This window comes from Blautia luti, from assembly GCF_033096465.1.
GTDB classification, from domain to species: domain Bacteria; phylum Bacillota; class Clostridia; order Lachnospirales; family Lachnospiraceae; genus Blautia_A; species Blautia_A luti.
Map to the genome: position 1 here is coordinate 3,031,596 of NZ_AP028156.1, position 16,274 is coordinate 3,047,869.

18 protein-coding genes are annotated in these 16,274 nt (G+C 44.8%); 6 read left to right on the forward strand and 12 right to left on the reverse strand.

The genetic code is table 11. The features are described 5' to 3' along the window. Positions 1–92: 92 nt before the first annotated feature. The 5 genes from R8695_RS13995 to R8695_RS14015 all read left to right on the forward strand — a co-directional run bounded on the left by R8695_RS13995 (position 93) and on the right by R8695_RS14015 (position 4,502). Positions 93–806 (forward strand): polysaccharide deacetylase family protein, encoded by a 714-nt coding sequence (locus R8695_RS13995; RefSeq protein ID WP_243139441.1) that lies wholly within the window; start codon positions 93–95, stop codon positions 804–806. Between the two features lie 87 nt (positions 807–893). Continuing rightward, positions 894–1,577 (forward strand): YesL family protein, encoded by a 684-nt coding sequence (locus R8695_RS14000; RefSeq protein ID WP_118509480.1) that lies wholly within the window; start codon positions 894–896, stop codon positions 1,575–1,577. Then, the gene (mnmL, locus tag R8695_RS14005) at positions 1,574–2,503 is read left to right on the forward strand and encodes a tRNA modification radical SAM protein MnmL/YtqA (protein ID WP_118509479.1); all 930 of its coding nucleotides are present in this window, start codon (positions 1,574–1,576) and stop codon (positions 2,501–2,503) included. Before R8695_RS14000 ends, mnmL begins: the two co-directional genes overlap by 4 nt. 49 nt (positions 2,504–2,552) lie before the next feature. Then, positions 2,553–3,065, forward strand: a complete 513-nt coding sequence (locus R8695_RS14010; RefSeq protein ID WP_118509478.1) for a DUF4364 family protein — start codon at positions 2,553–2,555, stop codon at positions 3,063–3,065. Between the two features lie 117 nt (positions 3,066–3,182). After that, the gene (locus R8695_RS14015) at positions 3,183–4,502 is read left to right on the forward strand and encodes a replication-associated recombination protein A (protein ID WP_118509477.1); all 1,320 of its coding nucleotides are present in this window, start codon (positions 3,183–3,185) and stop codon (positions 4,500–4,502) included. Between the two features lie 40 nt (positions 4,503–4,542). Here R8695_RS14015 and R8695_RS14020 read toward each other — a convergent pair whose 3' ends face one another. The 9 genes from R8695_RS14020 to infC form a co-directional block, all read right to left on the reverse strand. Then, positions 4,543–5,166: a cytidylate kinase-like family protein gene (locus tag R8695_RS14020; protein ID WP_118509476.1), complete on the reverse strand. Its 624-nt coding sequence runs from the start codon at positions 5,164–5,166 to the stop codon at positions 4,543–4,545. A 14-nt stretch (positions 5,167–5,180) separates the two neighbouring features. After that, positions 5,181–5,891, reverse strand: coding sequence for an ABC transporter ATP-binding protein (locus R8695_RS14025; RefSeq protein ID WP_020993607.1), 711 nt, complete (start codon positions 5,889–5,891; stop codon positions 5,181–5,183). Between the two features lie 12 nt (positions 5,892–5,903). After that, the gene (locus R8695_RS14030; RefSeq protein ID WP_025578122.1) at positions 5,904–6,662 is read right to left on the reverse strand and encodes an ABC transporter ATP-binding protein; all 759 of its coding nucleotides are present in this window, start codon (positions 6,660–6,662) and stop codon (positions 5,904–5,906) included. A gap of 3 nt (positions 6,663–6,665) precedes the next feature. Continuing rightward, entirely contained in the window at positions 6,666–7,721 is a 1,056-nt protein-coding gene (locus R8695_RS14035) for a branched-chain amino acid ABC transporter permease (RefSeq protein WP_118509510.1), read from the reverse strand. Positions 7,722–7,731: 10 nt separating this feature from the next. After that, entirely contained in the window at positions 7,732–8,619 is an 888-nt protein-coding gene (locus R8695_RS14040) for a branched-chain amino acid ABC transporter permease (protein WP_118509474.1), read from the reverse strand. Between the two features lie 218 nt (positions 8,620–8,837). Continuing rightward, entirely contained in the window at positions 8,838–9,992 is a 1,155-nt protein-coding gene (locus R8695_RS14045) for an ABC transporter substrate-binding protein (protein WP_154779619.1), read from the reverse strand. Between the two features lie 483 nt (positions 9,993–10,475). Then, positions 10,476–10,832 (reverse strand): 50S ribosomal protein L20, encoded by a 357-nt coding sequence (rplT, locus tag R8695_RS14050; protein ID WP_118410668.1) that lies wholly within the window; start codon positions 10,830–10,832, stop codon positions 10,476–10,478. Positions 10,833–10,877: 45 nt separating this feature from the next. After that, positions 10,878–11,075: a 50S ribosomal protein L35 gene (rpmI, locus tag R8695_RS14055; protein ID WP_008706525.1), complete on the reverse strand. Its 198-nt coding sequence runs from the start codon at positions 11,073–11,075 to the stop codon at positions 10,878–10,880. A gap of 35 nt (positions 11,076–11,110) precedes the next feature. Continuing rightward, entirely contained in the window at positions 11,111–11,605 is a 495-nt protein-coding gene (infC, locus tag R8695_RS14060) for a translation initiation factor IF-3 (protein ID WP_118509472.1), read from the reverse strand. Positions 11,606–12,003: 398 nt separating this feature from the next. On the opposite strand from infC, the gene R8695_RS14065 reads away from it, so the two are divergent. After that, positions 12,004–12,333 (forward strand): DUF1540 domain-containing protein, encoded by a 330-nt coding sequence (locus R8695_RS14065; protein ID WP_154779618.1) that lies wholly within the window; start codon positions 12,004–12,006, stop codon positions 12,331–12,333. Positions 12,334–12,432: 99 nt separating this feature from the next. Here R8695_RS14065 and ftsZ read toward each other — a convergent pair whose 3' ends face one another. The 3 genes from ftsZ to murA all read right to left on the reverse strand — a co-directional run bounded on the left by ftsZ (position 12,433) and on the right by murA (position 16,271). After that, positions 12,433–13,599 (reverse strand): cell division protein FtsZ, encoded by a 1,167-nt coding sequence (gene ftsZ / locus R8695_RS14070; RefSeq protein ID WP_118509509.1) that lies wholly within the window; start codon positions 13,597–13,599, stop codon positions 12,433–12,435. Between the two features lie 195 nt (positions 13,600–13,794). Continuing rightward, positions 13,795–14,991, reverse strand: coding sequence for a cell division protein FtsQ/DivIB (locus tag R8695_RS14075; RefSeq protein WP_154779617.1), 1,197 nt, complete (start codon positions 14,989–14,991; stop codon positions 13,795–13,797). Further along, complete coding sequence (murA, locus tag R8695_RS14080; protein WP_308418796.1) at positions 14,988–16,271, reverse strand: UDP-N-acetylglucosamine 1-carboxyvinyltransferase; 1,284 nt, start codon at positions 16,269–16,271, stop codon at positions 14,988–14,990. The genes R8695_RS14075 and murA overlap by 4 nt, the downstream gene beginning before the upstream one ends. Between the last annotated feature and the right edge of the window lie 3 nt (positions 16,272–16,274).

Below are 16,274 nucleotides of genomic sequence, written 5' to 3' on the forward strand. Positions count from 1 at the left end.
AAGTTATTATACAATAAATTCGCATGATTTGCTTTCTTTTTTTCATATAATTGGATAACAGCCCAGTATTGACGTCCCCAAGGAGGCATTATATGAAACACATCAAACCGGCAGTACTGCCATTTTTCCTGCTTCTCGCAGGACTTATACTGACTGAACTTTTAATTATGAACCGTGACCTGCGAACCCGGACAGCCTGCGCAGTGGCAGGCCGTGGAATGCTTTCCCTGGTACAGCAGACCATGGAAGAACCTCCCCGGGTAGCCCTTACCTTTGATGATGGACCTAACTCCAAGTATACTCCTATGCTGCTGGAAGGACTGCGAAAGAGAAACATCCTTGCTACCTTCTTTCTGGTAGGGGAAAACATCGAAGGAAACGAAGAGATCCTTCTGGAAATGCAAAAAGACGGACATCTGATTGGAAACCATACCTGGGATCACGTGCAGCTGGATAAGATTTCCCGGGAAAAAGCCCTCCAGGAAATCCAAAAAACCAACAACCGCATCTACGAAGTCACTGGCGTTTATCCATCCTATATCCGCCCTCCCTTCGGTGCCTGGCAGAAAGATATGGAACTGCCCTTCACCATGCTGCCTGTATTCTGGGATATCGATACCCTGGACTGGAAAAGCCGCAGCACAGACAGCATCCTGTCCATTGTCCGTTCCCAGGTTCATGACGGTTCCATCCTCCTGATGCATGACAGTTACCAGAGTTCTGTGGATGCTGCCCTGATGATCGCAGACCTGCTTACAGAACAGGGATATGATTTCGTTACTGCCGACCAGCTTCTCACTCTGTAAAAACATTTGCTTTTTATTCCCTGATTCGTTATACTTAAGGGTAAACTGAATATGGAAATACATCAATGTAAAAAAGGAGTTTAAGGAATGGACAAATTGTTTAACATGGACAACAAATTCTTCAGTATGATGGGTAGGGCTGCAGACCTTATGATCCTCAATATTGTTTTTATCATTTGCTGTCTTCCAATCGTAACCATCGGTGCTTCTCTTACAGCACTTCACTATGTAACTCTGAAAATGGTCAGAAATGAAGAATCTTATATTGTAAAGAGCTTTTTTAAATCCTTCAAACAGAACTTCAAACAGGCAACTATCATTAACCTGATCATGCTCCTGTTTGGCGGGCTCCTGTATCTTGACCTGAATATTATAAATAACATGAGCGGCAGCATGGCCTCTGTACTGCATGTATTGTTTATCGCATTTGGCATTGTATACTTCGTGATATTCCTGTATCTCTACCCTGTACTTGCCAAATTTTACAATACCATCAAGCACACATTCCGGAATGCATTTCTGATGTCGATCCGTCATCTTCCTTATACTGTATTGATGGCACTGATCACTGCTGCACCTGTTGCGATCTTTTTTATCCCTACAGCCCAGGTACAGTCTATCGTGCTTCTTCTGTTCATTCTGATGGGATTTTCTCTGGAAGCATTTATCAATGGTCATTTTTTGGTGAAGATCTTCGATAACTATATCATTGAGACACCATCGAAGACTTCTGACACAGAAGAATCCTCAGAACAGACACCTGCAGTATGAGAAAATGGGGGGAAAAGCCTTATCATTCCCTGGATCATATGCTCAGGGAACGATTTGGGGAGAAAGTTTATAAGGTCACATTAAATGGCGGTATGTCCTGTCCCAACCGGGACGGTAACCTTGGCACACGGGGCTGTATTTTCTGCAGTGCAGGGGGCAGCGGTGACTTCGCTGCTGATGCATGTCTCTCTGTTACAGAACAGATTGACAGCCAGATCGCCATTCTTTCACAGAAGCGGCCCATCCGGAAATACATTGCCTATTTTCAGGCATACACCAACACCTACGCACCTGTAGATTATCTGGAGAAAATTTTTACAGAAGCCATCTCCCATCCATCTGTTGTGGCACTTTCCATCGGAACCAGACCGGACTGCCTGGAACCGGAGAAGCTGGAACTTCTTTCCAGGCTGAATAAGAGAAAACCTGTATGGATAGAGCTTGGGCTTCAGACCATTCACGAATCCACAGCCGCCTACATCCGCAGGGGCTATCCTCTTTCCTGTTTCGAAGATGCAGTGAGACGGCTCCGTCAGGAAAATATAGAAGTGATCGTCCATACCATCCTGGGACTTCCGGGAGAGGACAGGCAGGCGATCCTGGAAACAATGAATTATCTGAACCATATGGACATTCAGGGAATCAAGCTGCAGCTTCTCCACGTACTCCGTGGAACAGATCTGGCAGCTGATTACGAAAAGGGACTTTTTAAAACTTATGAAAGAGAGGAGTATCTTGCCTTGCTCATAGACTGTCTGGAGCATCTGGATCCGGATATTGTCATCCACCGTATCACAGGGGACGGACCGAGGGATCTTCTTATCGCACCTTTATGGGCTTCCCGCAAGCGCGAGGTTCTGAATCTCCTGCACCACCGCATGAAAGAAGAACAGAGCTTTCAGGGCAAAGCTCTCATGTGTGAGTAACCTGTTGTTTAAGAAACACTCTCTGCTGTACCCGAAGGAGGGATCTACATTGTCAACACCATTTACTATCTATAAATTAATCGTGTTATATATGCTTCAGAATACAGAGGATACACTGACCAATTCACAGATCTCGGAATTTATCCTGGATCGGGAATATACCAATTATTTCCACCTCCAACAGGCAATCTCCGAGCTTGTGGAAGCCGATCTGGTCACTATGGACACCCGCTCCAATACCTCTCATTACCGAATCACAGAAGATGGCAAAAAAACCCTCTCCTTTTTCCAGAAAGATATTTCCCCTGAGATCAAACAGGAAGTCCGGGAATACCTGAAATCCACCGGTTTCAAGGCCCAGGATCGGATCGTCACTCCGGCAGATTATTATATCACCAAGCAGGGAACCTACTCTGTACGATGCCAGCTCATCGAAAAGGGAAACTCCCTCATCGACCTGAATATCGCAGCTCCCAATCTGGAAGCTGCACAGTCCATCTGTAAAAAATGGTCCACACATTACCAGGAAATATACGGAAAAATTATGGAAGAGCTCTTATAGTGCTCTTCCTTTTTATTTTCCCAATCTTTACAAAAAAACAGGGATACGTTATACTGAAACAAATATATGTTCTGATCTATCAGAAGTACTTTATCATCATATTCTATGGAGAAAATTATGGATTTATTTGAATACGCCAAATCAAAAACATTGGATCAGGAGTCCCCTCTTGCATCCAGACTGCGCCCCACTACCCTGGATGAAGTGGTGGGCCAACAGCACATCATCGGAAAAGATACTTTATTATACAGAGCCATCAAGGCAGATAAACTGACCTCTGTCATCTTCTACGGCCCTCCGGGAACAGGCAAGACCACTCTGGCCAAAGTCATCGCCAACACTACCAGTGCCGAATTCACCCAGATCAACGCTACCGTGGCAGGCAAAAAGGACATGGAAGCCGTTGTCAAAGAAGCCCAGCAGAACCTGGGCATGTATGGGAAAAAGACTATCCTCTTCATCGACGAGATCCACCGCTTTAACAAAGGCCAGCAGGACTATCTTCTGCCATTCGTAGAAGACGGAACCATCATCCTCATTGGTGCGACCACAGAGAACCCATATTTCGAAGTCAACGCCGCGCTGATCTCCCGTTCCATCATCTTCGAGCTGAAATCCCTGGAGATTTCTGAAGTCAAGGAACTCCTCCTCCGTGCAGTCAACGATAAGACGAAAGGAATGGGAAACTACAAAGCCCGGATAGACGAAGACGCCCTGGACTTCCTGGCAGACATGGCAGGCGGTGACGCCAGAAACGCCCTCAATGCCATTGAACTGGGCATCCTCACCACCCCAAGAAGCGAAGACGGACTTATCCATATCACACTGGACGTAGCTTCTCAGTGCATCCAGAAACGAGTAGTCCGCTATGATAAAAACGGAGACAACCATTACGACATCATCTCCGCCTTCATCAAGAGCATGCGAGGCTCTGACCCAGATGCAGCTGTCTACTACCTGGCAAAAATGCTCTACGCCGGAGAAGATGTCAAATTCATCGCCCGCCGCATCATGATCCTGGCATCCGAAGACATCGGAAACGCCGATCCACAGGCCCTCTGCGTAGCAGTAGCAGCAGCTCAGGCAGTGGAACGCGTGGGTATGCCTGAAGCCCAGATCATCCTCTCCCAGGCAGTCACCTACATGGCCTGCGCCCCCAAAAGCAACTCCGCAGTCAACGCCATCTTCGCTGCCATGGACTCCGTCAAACGCACAAAAACTACAGTCCCGCCACACCTCCAGGACGCCCACTACGGCGGCCACGAAAAACTGGGCCACGGCATCGGCTACAAATACGCCCACGACTACCCAAACCACTACGTACACCAACAATACCTCCCCACCGAAATCCAGGGAGAACACTTCTACGAACTCTCAGAAATGGGCTACGAAAAAGCCCTAAAAGAATACCAGAACAAAATCAAATCCCAGTCTTAATCCAAAAAAGGCAGCCTCCAAAGAGAGACTGCCCTTTTCATCATTTAATTCCCATAACGTTCATCTGCGCCAGAATCGCATCCACACATTTCTCAAATCCAAGCTTTCCTGCATTCAGACACAGATCATAATTCGTCGCATCACTCCAGTCCCCACCGGCAAATTTACGATAATAATCCTGCTTTCTCTTATCATCTTTGCGAAGAAACTTCTCAATCTCCTCATCACTGCCGCTGATCTTCTCTCTGGACTTCTCCACACGAAACTCCCATGGTGCATGAACAAACACCCGCAAAGTATTCGGTCTGTCCTTGAACACATAATTCACACAACGCCCAACGATCACACAGGATTCCTTCTTTGCCAGATCCGTTGCAATCTTCGCCTGATAATTAAAAATATTCTCATCAGAAACGAATCCCTTCTGATCCGGTGCGATCAGATCTCCTTTATATAACCCTGTCTTATTAAACAGAGATGCCTTCACACTGGAACCTTCCTCCACCTGTCCAAAAAGCTTCACATCAATCCCGCTCTCATCAGAGGCCATCTGAATGATCTGCTTGTCATAGAAGGAAACTCCCAGTTTCTCTGCCAGCATCTTACCGACGGTACGTCCGCCACTTCCATACTGTCTCGCAATGGTAATTACAAAATTCTCCATAAAATCCCTCCTGTTTACTCTCCAAGATAAGCTTTCTGAACAGATTCATCATGAAGAAGATCACTTGCCTTGCCTTCCAGTGTAATCCTTCCGGTCTCAAGGACATAAGCTCTGTCAGCGATAGAAAGAGCCTTCTTCGCATTCTGCTCAACCAGAAGAACCGTTGTGCCACTCTCACTTACCTCTTTAATGATATCAAAGATCTCATTTACAAAGATCGGTGAAAGGCCCATGGACGGCTCGTCCATCAGAATAATCTTCGGCTGGCTCATCAGCGCACGTCCCATGGCGAGCATCTGCTGCTCACCACCACTCAAGGTACCTGCAGTCTGATTCTGACGTTCCTTCAGACGCGGAAAACGTTTATATACTTTCTCAATGGTCGCATCAATCTCATTTTTATCAGATCTTGTAAAAGCACCCATCTTCAGATTCTGAAGAACCGTCATATTTGCAAACACACGTCTTCCTTCCGGAACATGTGCCATACCCATTGTTACGATCTTGTGAGGCGGAACCTTTGTGATGTCCTGTCCGTCATAAATAATATGTCCTGATTTTGCCCGGAGAAGCCCTGTCACTGTATGCAGGGTAGTTGTTTTACCTGCACCGTTTGCACCGATCAGAGCAATAACTTCACCTTCATTTACAGAGAAAGAAACACCCTTCAATGCCTGAATCATTCCATAATAAACCTGTATGTCCTGTACTTCCAGTAATGCCATCTGTCTCTCCTCCTATTCTCCAAGATATGCCTTGATAACTTCCGGATCATGGAGCACATCTGAAGTCTTGCCCTGTCTCAGAACATGACCGAAGTTCAGTACAGTCAGCTCCTCACAGATACCTGAAACCAGCTTCATATCATGCTCGATCAGAAGAATGGTCATATCAAAGTTATCACGAACAAAACGGATGGTGTCCATCAGTTCCTCAGTTTCATTGGGGTTCATACCTGCAGCCGGCTCATCCAGAAGAAGAAGCTTCGGCTTTGTTGCCAGTGCCCTGGCAATCTCCAGCTTTCTCTGTTTACCATACGGAAGGTTGGATGCAAGGATATCTGCCTCCTTATCCAGATCAAACACTTTAAGAAGCTTCATGGCTTCCTCATTCATGGTTTTCTCAACCTTAAAGTATTTCGGAGTATGTACAATACTTGTAAAAAGGCTGTATTTATCATGATTGTGAAGTCCTGCCTTTACATTGTCCAGCACACTCATCTGATGGAACAGACGAATATTCTGGAATGTTCTGGCGATTCCCGCCTTGTTGATATCAATGGTACTCTTTCCGGTGATATCCTGTCCGTCCAGATTGATGATTCCCTCGTCCGGCTTATACACACCTGTAAGAAGGTTAAAGATTGTAGTCTTACCGGCACCATTCGGACCGATCAGACCATAAAGCTGTCCTTTCTCGATGGAGACATGGAAATCATCCACTGCATGAAGACCGCCGAATGAAATATTTAAATGATTTACTTCCAGCAATGCCATAGCTTATGCCTCCTTTTTCTTAAATTTACTGAAAAGACGCTCTCTCATCTCGATTGCCTTAGGTGCCCAGTTGATCAGCATCATTACGATCAGCACGATTGCATAGAACAGCATACGGTAATCACTGAGTCCACGCAGAAGCTCCGGAAGAAGGTTCAGGATCACTGCTGCAATAATAGAACCACGCATATTTCCAATTCCACCGAGAACTACGAATACCAGGAACATGATGGACATGTTATAACCGAAGTTCTTCGGAAGTGCTGTTAAAGTTGCAAGATTATGAGCATAAAGCACACCGCCGATACCGGCTAATGCTGCTGAGATTGCAAATGCTTTCAGTTTATATTTTGTGATATCAATACCAATAGATTCCGCTGCAATACGGTTATCACGGATTGCCATGATCGCACGTCCGTCTCTGGAATTAATCAGATTCAGAACTACGAATAAAGTAACCAGGATCAGAACCACACCTATGGTGAAAGTTGACTGTCTCGGTGTACCTGTGATACCCATGGCACCACTGATGATCATTTTTCCACCAGGCTCCATTCCAAGAGACATCTGGTCTTTCATGGAAAAATGGATTCCGTTGCTGTCAATTCCTACATAAAGCACATTGATGATATTCTTAATGATCTCACCAAATGCCAGTGTTACGATAGCAAGGTAATCACCTTTCAGACGAAGTACAGGAATACCGATCAGGAATCCAAAGATACCTGCACATACAGCTCCGATGATCAGAGCAACGAAGAAACGAAGTCCTGCATTTGTAAATGTATCCATAGTTGCCTTTGTAAATGCTGCACTGGTGAATGCACCGATACACATAAATCCGGCATGGCCAAGGCTTAACTCACCCAGGATACCAACCGTCAGGTTCAGAGAAAGTGCCAGGATAATATATACACAAAGAGGCACCAACAGACCCTGCATCAGGTTGGAAAGCAGATTCCCTGCAATCAGTCCCTGTACGATCAGATATGCTGCAAGAACCATTCCGTATGTAATGAGATTGCTTTTTGTTGTTTTGTTTAATTTCTTCTTTTCCATGTCTGCCACCTCACACTTTCTCCTGAATGTTCTTACCAAGAATACCGGTAGGTTTCACAACCAGAACCACGATCAGAACACCGAATACAATGGCATCTGCCATCTGTGAAGAGATATATGCCTTACCAAAAATCTCCAGGATACCCAGAACAATACCACCGATAAACGCACCGGGGATAGATCCGATACCGCCGAATACTGCCGCAACGAATGCCTTGATACCAGGCATGGCACCTGTATATGGTGTCAGAGACGGATATGCGGAACAGAGAAGCACACCCGCGATCGCTGCAAGTCCGGAACCGATTGCAAAAGTAATGGAGATTGTTTTATTTACGTTAATACCCATTAACTGGGCAGCGCCTTTATCCTCAGATACGGCAAGCATTGCCTGTCCTGTTTTTGTCTTGCTGATAAAGAGCATCAGACCTGCCATGATCAGGATACCACCGATAATAGTTATGATGGTTACACCTGTGATCACGATAGAACCACCTGCAAGTTTCAGGGATGGAAGACTGATCACGTTACTGAATGATTTGGTATCTGCTCCCCAGATCAGAAGGGCCACGTTCTGAAGCAGGTAGCTGACACCGATTGCTGTGATCAGAACAGCCAGAGGTGAAGCTGCATTACGCAGTGGTCGATACGCAACGCCTTCGATCACAACGCCCATGAGTGTACAGATGATAATGGACAGCAGTATAGCTAAAATCGGATTTAATCCCATGCCGCTGACTGCGACATAAACTACATAAGAGCCGACCATGATAACATCTCCATGAGCGAAGTTCAGCATTTTAGCGATTCCATATACCATGGTATAACCAAGGGCGATGATCGCATATACACTTCCGAGGCTGATACCACTGATAAGATATGATATAAAACTACTCATAGAAGTCTTTCCTTTCTTATATTTAAATAATTTTATTGTGTGTAAAACTGGCAGATTTGCCTTTAGCGAAATCTGTCTTGTTTATTTTGCCAAAAGTAAATCTGTCATTAACGCATTAATGTAATAACGTATTAGGCAACAGGGCTGCCTGCATAATTCAGACAGCCCCGTTGGCATACAACCATTGTCCACTCCAGAAACAATCGCATTTTATTTCATTATTCCATTGCTGTGTAAGCACCATCTTTGATCTCTACAGCTTTCGGAGCTTTGTTCGGCTCACCGTCTTCTGTCCATGTGATCTCGTCACCTGTAACACCTTCAAGTGTGATCTCGGTCATGCCTTTTTCAAGTGCTGCACAGATATCTGCAACATCCATGTCTGCTTTTACATCTTCTTTTTCTGCTGCTGCTTTGACTGCGTATACTGCATCATAAGCATCTGCTGCGAACTGGTTTGGTGTGTCTTTGTAAGCATCTTTGTATGCTTTTACAAAGTTCTGGGTTTTCTCATCTGTAGAATCTGCTGCAAATGGTGTAAGAAGCATCAGCCCCTCTGCAAGAGATGTATCAAAGTTTTCTACACCAAGGATACCGTCCATACCGTCGCATCCGAAGAATTTAGTTTCAAATCCCATGCTGTCTGCCTGTGCAAGGATCAGGGAAGCTTCTGTATAATAAATCGGAAGGAATACTAATTCAGCACCACCGTCTTTTGCTTTCTGAAGCTGTACGGAGAAGTCTTTATTGTTATCAGCAGTGAATGCTTCGGAAGATACGATCTCAATACCCTGATTAGCTGCTTCTGCTGTGAAGTTCTGTGTGATACCTGATGAATATACATCAGAGCTATCGTAGATAATAGCTACTTTTGTAGCAAGTTTATGCTCTCCAATGTACTGAGCTGCTGCAGTACCCTGGTTCGGGTCAGAGAAACATACACGGAATACGTTCGGATTAGCAACACACTCTGTTGCAGATCCGGATGGAGTAAGCTGGAACATATTGTCTGCTGCTGTTTCATTTGCTACAGCTACACAAGGTGTGGAAGTAACTGTACCAACCAGGATGTTCATTCCCCAGTCTTTTAATGCGTTGTAAGCGTTCAGGGTTTTCTCAGCATCGTTTTCATCATCTTCAAATTTGAACTCTACCTGATATCCGTTGATTCCGCCGTCTTCGTTTACTTCATTGATTGCAAGCTCTGTTGCATTCTTTACAGCCTGTCCGTAGATTGCTGCTGCTCCGGTTACAGGTCCGATTCCACCGATCTTAAATGTAGCATCGTCTGCAAATACAGATACAGGTGCAACTGTTGTCATTACCATTGCTGCTGCCGCAGTAACACTGATGATTTTTTTCAGGTTTTTCATAATAAAATCCTCCTTATTATTGGTCAGCTCCTTCGTCCCTCTTATGGCACACAAGACAAGCTTCTGTTACCATTCATCCCGCTTAAGTTCCGCAAGATCTTTATGTAAAGGAACTGAAAAGTAACAAAAAGCCAACTGGGTTCCCAGCCGGCTTTGGCTTCCACTGACACTTTAATATATTGATGTTTCAAATTATAGCACCATATATTTGACCATGCAAGGGAAATTTTATGGAAATTTAAGATTTTTCCGTCTTATAACGACACTTGACCGTGAATCGCACTCAAATTTGATTGTAATTTTGTATACTATATAAACAATAATTATAATTTCTTATACAATAGTTGCTTCAGTCAACGGGATTCTCCACCTGTGGCAGATTGCTTCAGCGACGTATAAAATAAAAAACACACAGAAAAGAAGCAGTTTTACTTCTCTCCTGTGTGTCGTAATCTTGGCTAAATTCTCAGGAAATACTACTGATTAAGCAAATGCTTTTTTAGCGATCTCAGCAAGTGCTGCAAATCCTTCTGCATCGTTTACTGCAAGTTCAGCAAGCATCTTTCTGTTGATGTCGATGTTTGCAACTTTCAGTCCGTGCATCATTTTGCTGTAGGATAATCCGTTCATTCTTGCTGCTGCATTGATACGTGCGATCCAGAGCTGTCTGAACTGACGTTTTTTCTGCTTTCTTCCTGCGTAAGAGCTAGCAAGTGCTCTCATTACAGACTGTTTAGCAACTCTATACTGTTTGGAGCGGGCTCCTCTGTAACCTTTTGCCAGTTTTAATGTACGATTATGTTTCTTCTTTGCGTTTAATCCGCCTTTAATTCTTGCCATTTCTTAATTTTCCTCCTGTTCGTCTATCTTCTTCGCAAATGCTTCTTATAAATATGGTAATGCTTTCTTCATGCTCTTAACGTTAGTAGCATCAACAACAGTAGATTTTCTCAGATTTCTTTTTCTCTTCTGAGATTTCTTTGTTAAGATATGGCTCTTATAAGCTTTATTTCTTACTAATTTTCCTGTACCTGTTTTTTTGAAACGCTTTGCTGCTGCTCTACAAGTTTTAATTTTTGGCATTGTAATTTCCTCCTTAAACTGTATCTCTATTATATTTAACGTTTTTCCGTTAAAAACATGGTCATGCTTCTGCCTTCAACCTTCGGTGCCTTCTCCACTGTTGCCACATCTGCAAGCTGTTCTGCAAAATCATCCAGCACGTGTCTGCTGCTTGCCATATGCGCCATTTCTCTTCCACGGAAACGTAAGGTTACTTTTACTCTGTCACCTTTGGAAAGGAATTTTCTGGCGGCGTTGACTTTCGTATTAAGGTCATTGGTATCAATGTTTGGAGAAAGTCGCACTTCTTTGACATCGATGGTCTTCTGCTTCTTCTTGGCTTCTTTTTCTTTTCTTGCAAGTTCGTAGCGATATTTACCGTAATCAATGATCTTGCATACCGGCGGTTTCGCCTGCGGGGCAATCTTTACCAGGTCAAGCCCTGCCTCCTGAGCTTTGAACATTGCTTCCTTCGCGGACATGATTCCAAGCTGTTCTCCGTCCGAACCGATTAAGCGTACCTCTTTGTCTCTGATCTGTTCGTTAATCATTAAATTGCTAATTGTAGTGCACCTCCATACCTGAATAGACTTAATAACTTCTCATCGCCCTCATATCTTTTACAAAAGAAAAAAGCGTGGACGAAATCCACACTCTGATATCACACCCACTGATCTCTGAGACCGGCAGTTACTGTGCAATATAAACCTGAGCCGCTTCAATCATATGCGCTGAGGTGAGAGTGGAACTCTGCTTTGTTTTCTTACGTACTTGTATAAGATACCATGCTTTTCTATTTAAGTCAAGTATCTTTTTATTTTTTCTTAATATATTTTTCTGTTTTCATTTTATACATATTTTTCGCATTTCCGGGCACTCTATCTTTATGACCGCATCTGTCACTTTTGATCACTGCGGTCGAATCAATACAGATCAAGGAGGAAAAATCATGACAACTCTGAAATGTTCAGCAACTACCTGTATGTACAATAAGGAACAGCTCTGTTCCAAAGGTGACATCGACGTTACCGGAGAAAATGCTACCACTGCAAATGAAACAAGCTGCGGCAGTTTCCGTGAGCGCAGCGGAAATTCTGTGACAAACAGCTGTGCCAGCGGCTGTGGATGTGAAAAGATCCAGATCGACTGTAAAGCACACAACTGTACCTATAATTCAGACTGCAAATGTACAGCTTCTTCCATTCATGTGGACGGCTCCAGCGCACACGATGCCTCTGATACCAAATGCAATACTTTTCAGTGCAACTGTGGTGTCTGAATTTATCCAGTCTGCATGAGACCTGTCAGATTTTCTGATCGTCTCACAAAAAGAGACATACCGGATGTATCGGTATGTCTCTTTGATCTGTTCTATTATTTATCTGTTTCTTAAGAAATCCGGGATCTGAATGTCTTTCTTCTGAACAGTGCTGGACGGAGTCTTAGTTGTTCCGAATGGTGTTGCATTCATAGTAGGAAGGCTGAAGCTTGGCATATTCATACCTGCTGTAGCTGTTCCTGCTGCCGGCGCTGCCTGAGAAGAAGGTCTTCTGGAGCCAAAGGAAGAAGCTGTGCTTCTTTTTCCGAAAGGGCTTGCCTGAAGGTTCTCATCATTTAAACCTGTTGCGATAACTGTAATTCTGCAGTAGTCAGCAACTGTATCATCATACATCGCACCGAAGATGATGTTGGCATCCTCTCCTGTAAGCTCCTGTACATAGCTTGCTGCGTCGTTTGCATCCATAAGTGAGATATCACCGGAAATGTTGATGATGACATGAGTTGCACCCTTGATGGTTGTCTCAAGAAGTGGAGAAGAAACGGCCTGCTGAACAGCTTCCATAGCCTTATCATCGCCTCTTGCCTCACCGATACCGATATGTGCGATTCCCTTATCTGTCATGACTGTCTGAACGTCTGCGAAGTCAAGGTTGATCAGTGCCGGCAGATTGATCAGGTCTGTGATGCCCTGTACTGCCTGCTGCAGAACCTCATCCGCTTTTCTTAATGCCTCCGGCATAGTAGTGCGACGGTCAACTACTTCAAGTAATTTATCGTTCGGGATAACGATCAGTGTATCCACTGCTTTCTTCAGATTCTCAATACCTGCAAGTGCATTGTTCATACGTGTCTTCGCTTCAAAACGGAAAGGCTTGGTTACAACTCCTACTGTCAGGATACCCATTTCCTTCGCTGCTGCAGCGATGACCGGTGCAGCACCTGTTCCGGTTCCGCCGCCCATACCACAGGTAACGAATACCATGTCTGCGCCTTCCATTAACTGTTTCACTTCTTCAATGCTTTCTTCTGCTGCTTTCTGTCCAACCTCAGGCTGCGCTCCTGCGCCAAGACCCTTGGTTATCTTCTCGCCAATCTGAAGTACAGTTGGAGCTTTGCAAAGAGTTAAAGCCTGTTTATCGGTATTTACACCTACAAACTCAACTCCTCCGATGGATTCCTCCACCATTCTGTTTACTGCATTATTTCCGGCTCCACCCACGCCAATTACGATAATCTTTGCAGATGATTCAGCCTCATTTGACATGATCTCTAACAATGTACTTCCTCCTTTATTTCTATCTGATATCAATTTCAGTAATTTATGTCATAGCTACATATAGATATATCATATATTTTTTTTCGGAATTAATCAACCATTAATTTCGTTTTTTTCTACTTTTTTTCATGGTTATTCCTGTTTTCCTGCCTGTATCAGCAGTTTCTATACAAACAGGAACCTTTAATATCCGTAATCTTCGCTGTAATAGTCTCCATTATAACCATCACTGTAGCTGTCACTGTAATCTTCATTATAACTGTCACTGTAGCCATCCGAATAGTCCGAATAATCTCCGCTGTAACTGCTGTCATATTCCTGGCTGTTATCCTCAGAATATCCATCGGAATAATCTCCTGACTGAGTGTCACTGCCGGTATCTTCAGTGTCTGTGGTGTCTGTATTTTCTGATTCGGCATCTAGCGATTCCTGTGTCGGCTTCGGACCTACATAATTGCCATTAGCATCATACTCTCCTGCGCCTGTATAATCTCCTTCCCCGTCATAACCGCCGGTCCAGTTCGCAATGGCTTCTTCCAGGGCAGTCATAGGTTTCGCGCCTACATAGTTGCCGTTTTCATCATAGCCGCCGGTCCAGTTCTCTGATGTAGATGTGGTATCCGTTTTTTCTTTCTCTTCCTCGAAAGTATTCGTGTCTGTAGAAACGCTCTCCATATGAAGGATTCCCTTCTTCCCTGTGATCTTCGGAAGAATGGCTGCCACACGGTTCATTTTCTCCTCCAGATTCTCGTCCTTTCCAAGCTGTACCGTGATATCCCCGTAGATCAGACTGATGGAATAACTGTTGTCAAACTGAATATGGTCAGGGACCAAGTCATTTTTCTGGAAGATCGTAGAAAGCGCCACAGCAGTATTCAGCACAGTATCTCCCTTAATATCCAGTTTCTCATCCATCACCACTTTACTCACTTCGATGCCGTCGAAATAAGGCACTGTCTTATCCAGAGTCTGTGATCCCTCCACGAAGGTGCCTGTCCTGTCAAAATAAATATAGCTGTCCAGATAATGGATACAACCGATGGGCTTTTTCTCCTTTACGCTGATGCAGATGGTATTTCTGTTCAGCTGAGTGATCTTGAAAGCATCCACAAAAGCCACATCCGAAGTATCTACATTACCGCAGAACAGCGGTGCCAGGACCGAATTGGACGCAAACGATCCCTTAAGCACCATTTTCTTTATCTCATCCTCTGTATAATGAGTGGTTCCGCGCACTTCCACAGAATCTACTTTATAATAGGAAAAAAAGCCGATTGCAGCACCGAGGAGTACGATCCCTATCACACCTGCCACTGTTACTTTCGCTTTTTTGGTCAATTTTTTTAACGGATTTTTCTTTCCGAAATTGGATTTTCTCATATACGTTCATTTCCTTTGCCAGATGACTGCCAGATCCGGCAGCCCAGAGCTTCTAAATCTTCACAGATGTGCTCATATCCTCTGCTGATAAACTCAGTTCCCCGGATACAGGTTTCTCCTTTTGCACCAAGCGCTGCAATGATCAGCGCTGCACCGCCCCGGAGATCTCCAGCTTCTGTGGTACAGCCTTTCAGAGTATCTGTTCCACAGATCACTGCTGTATTTCCGGTTATCTCAATATGCGCACCCATCTTTCTCATCTGAAGGGCACTGCCAAACCTGTCATCAAAAATCTTCTCCCTGATCCTGCTCACACCCTGTATCCCGGCCAGCACAGCCATAAGAGGAGCCTGCAGATCTGTAGGAAATCCCGGATAGATTCCGGTTTCCACAAGGGGCACAGGACTGCATACCCTTTCTCCATTGATCCTTAGTGTACCACTTTTCCCTTCATATTGTCCACCCATTTTCCGATATACTTCCAGGAAGCTCTCCAGTTCCCCCACCGGTACATTCTCAAGTGTGATCCTGCTTCTGGCCGCTGCTGCTGCGCACAGATAGGTTCCGGCCACGATCCTGTCCGGGGGAATCTGAAATTTCCCGGGGCCCAGTTCCCCCACCCCCTGGATATAAAGATGCTCTGTTCCCACACCCTGGATCTTCGCTCCCATTGTCTCCAGATATCTGCACAACCATACAACCTCCGGTTCCCTGGCACAGCCGTAAACATGGGTTTCCCCGCAGGCACACACTGCTGCCAGTACTGCCTGCTGTGTGGCTCCTACACTGGAATGTGGAAAAACGATTTCTTTTCCCATAAATTTCCCACAGTATGCAGACAGATATGCCTCCTGCTCCTCAATCTCAGCACCCAGATGCCTCAATGCCATCAGATGAAGATCTATTGGCCTTTTTCCGATCACACAGCCTCCCGGATAACCGATCCGACAACTGTGGTTCCTGCTCAGCACAGGTGCCAGCAGAATCACAGAAGAGCGCATTCTTCCTGTATATGCAGCCGGGATCTGTATTCCGTCTGCCTCTGTGCAGTCCAGATACAGGTCATGTCCCTCCCACCAGGTAACAGCTCCCAGATCTTTCAGGATCTCTTCCATGCAGAATACATCCGAAATCCGCGGACATCCCCGCAGAACACTCAGCCCTTTGTGCATCAGCGATGCTGCCATCATGGGAAGCGCCGCATTTTTTGATCCCTGTATGGAAACGCTCCCGTTAAGGGAACTCCTGCCCATTACGTGAATTTCATCCAAAATTTTCACTCC

Bases quoted from the DNA above. Each gene is read 5' to 3' on its own strand.
- R8695_RS13995 (WP_243139441.1), top strand. From the start codon at position 93: ATGAAACACATCAAACCGGCAGTACTGCCATTTTTCCTGCTTCTCGCA.
- R8695_RS14000 (WP_118509480.1), top strand. From the start codon at position 894: ATGGACAAATTGTTTAACATGGACAACAAATTCTTCAGTATGATGGGT.
- mnmL (WP_118509479.1), top strand. From the start codon at position 1,574: ATGAGAAAATGGGGGGAAAAGCCTTATCATTCCCTGGATCATATGCTC.
- R8695_RS14015 (WP_118509477.1), top strand. From the start codon at position 3,183: ATGGATTTATTTGAATACGCCAAATCAAAAACATTGGATCAGGAGTCC.
- R8695_RS14020 (WP_118509476.1), bottom strand. From the start codon at position 5,166: ATGGAGAATTTTGTAATTACCATTGCGAGACAGTATGGAAGTGGCGGA.
- R8695_RS14025 (WP_020993607.1), bottom strand. From the start codon at position 5,891: ATGGCATTACTGGAAGTACAGGACATACAGGTTTATTATGGAATGATT.
- R8695_RS14030 (WP_025578122.1), bottom strand. From the start codon at position 6,662: ATGGCATTGCTGGAAGTAAATCATTTAAATATTTCATTCGGCGGTCTT.
- R8695_RS14035 (WP_118509510.1), bottom strand. From the start codon at position 7,721: ATGGAAAAGAAGAAATTAAACAAAACAACAAAAAGCAATCTCATTACA.
- R8695_RS14040 (WP_118509474.1), bottom strand. From the start codon at position 8,619: ATGAGTAGTTTTATATCATATCTTATCAGTGGTATCAGCCTCGGAAGT.
- R8695_RS14045 (WP_154779619.1), bottom strand. From the start codon at position 9,992: ATGAAAAACCTGAAAAAAATCATCAGTGTTACTGCGGCAGCAGCAATG.
- rplT (WP_118410668.1), bottom strand. From the start codon at position 10,832: ATGGCAAGAATTAAAGGCGGATTAAACGCAAAGAAGAAACATAATCGT.
- rpmI (WP_008706525.1), bottom strand. From the start codon at position 11,075: ATGCCAAAAATTAAAACTTGTAGAGCAGCAGCAAAGCGTTTCAAAAAA.
- infC (WP_118509472.1), bottom strand. From the start codon at position 11,605: ATGATTAACGAACAGATCAGAGACAAAGAGGTACGCTTAATCGGTTCG.
- R8695_RS14065 (WP_154779618.1), top strand. From the start codon at position 12,004: ATGACAACTCTGAAATGTTCAGCAACTACCTGTATGTACAATAAGGAA.
- ftsZ (WP_118509509.1), bottom strand. From the start codon at position 13,599: ATGTCAAATGAGGCTGAATCATCTGCAAAGATTATCGTAATTGGCGTG.
- R8695_RS14075 (WP_154779617.1), bottom strand. From the start codon at position 14,991: ATGAGAAAATCCAATTTCGGAAAGAAAAATCCGTTAAAAAAATTGACC.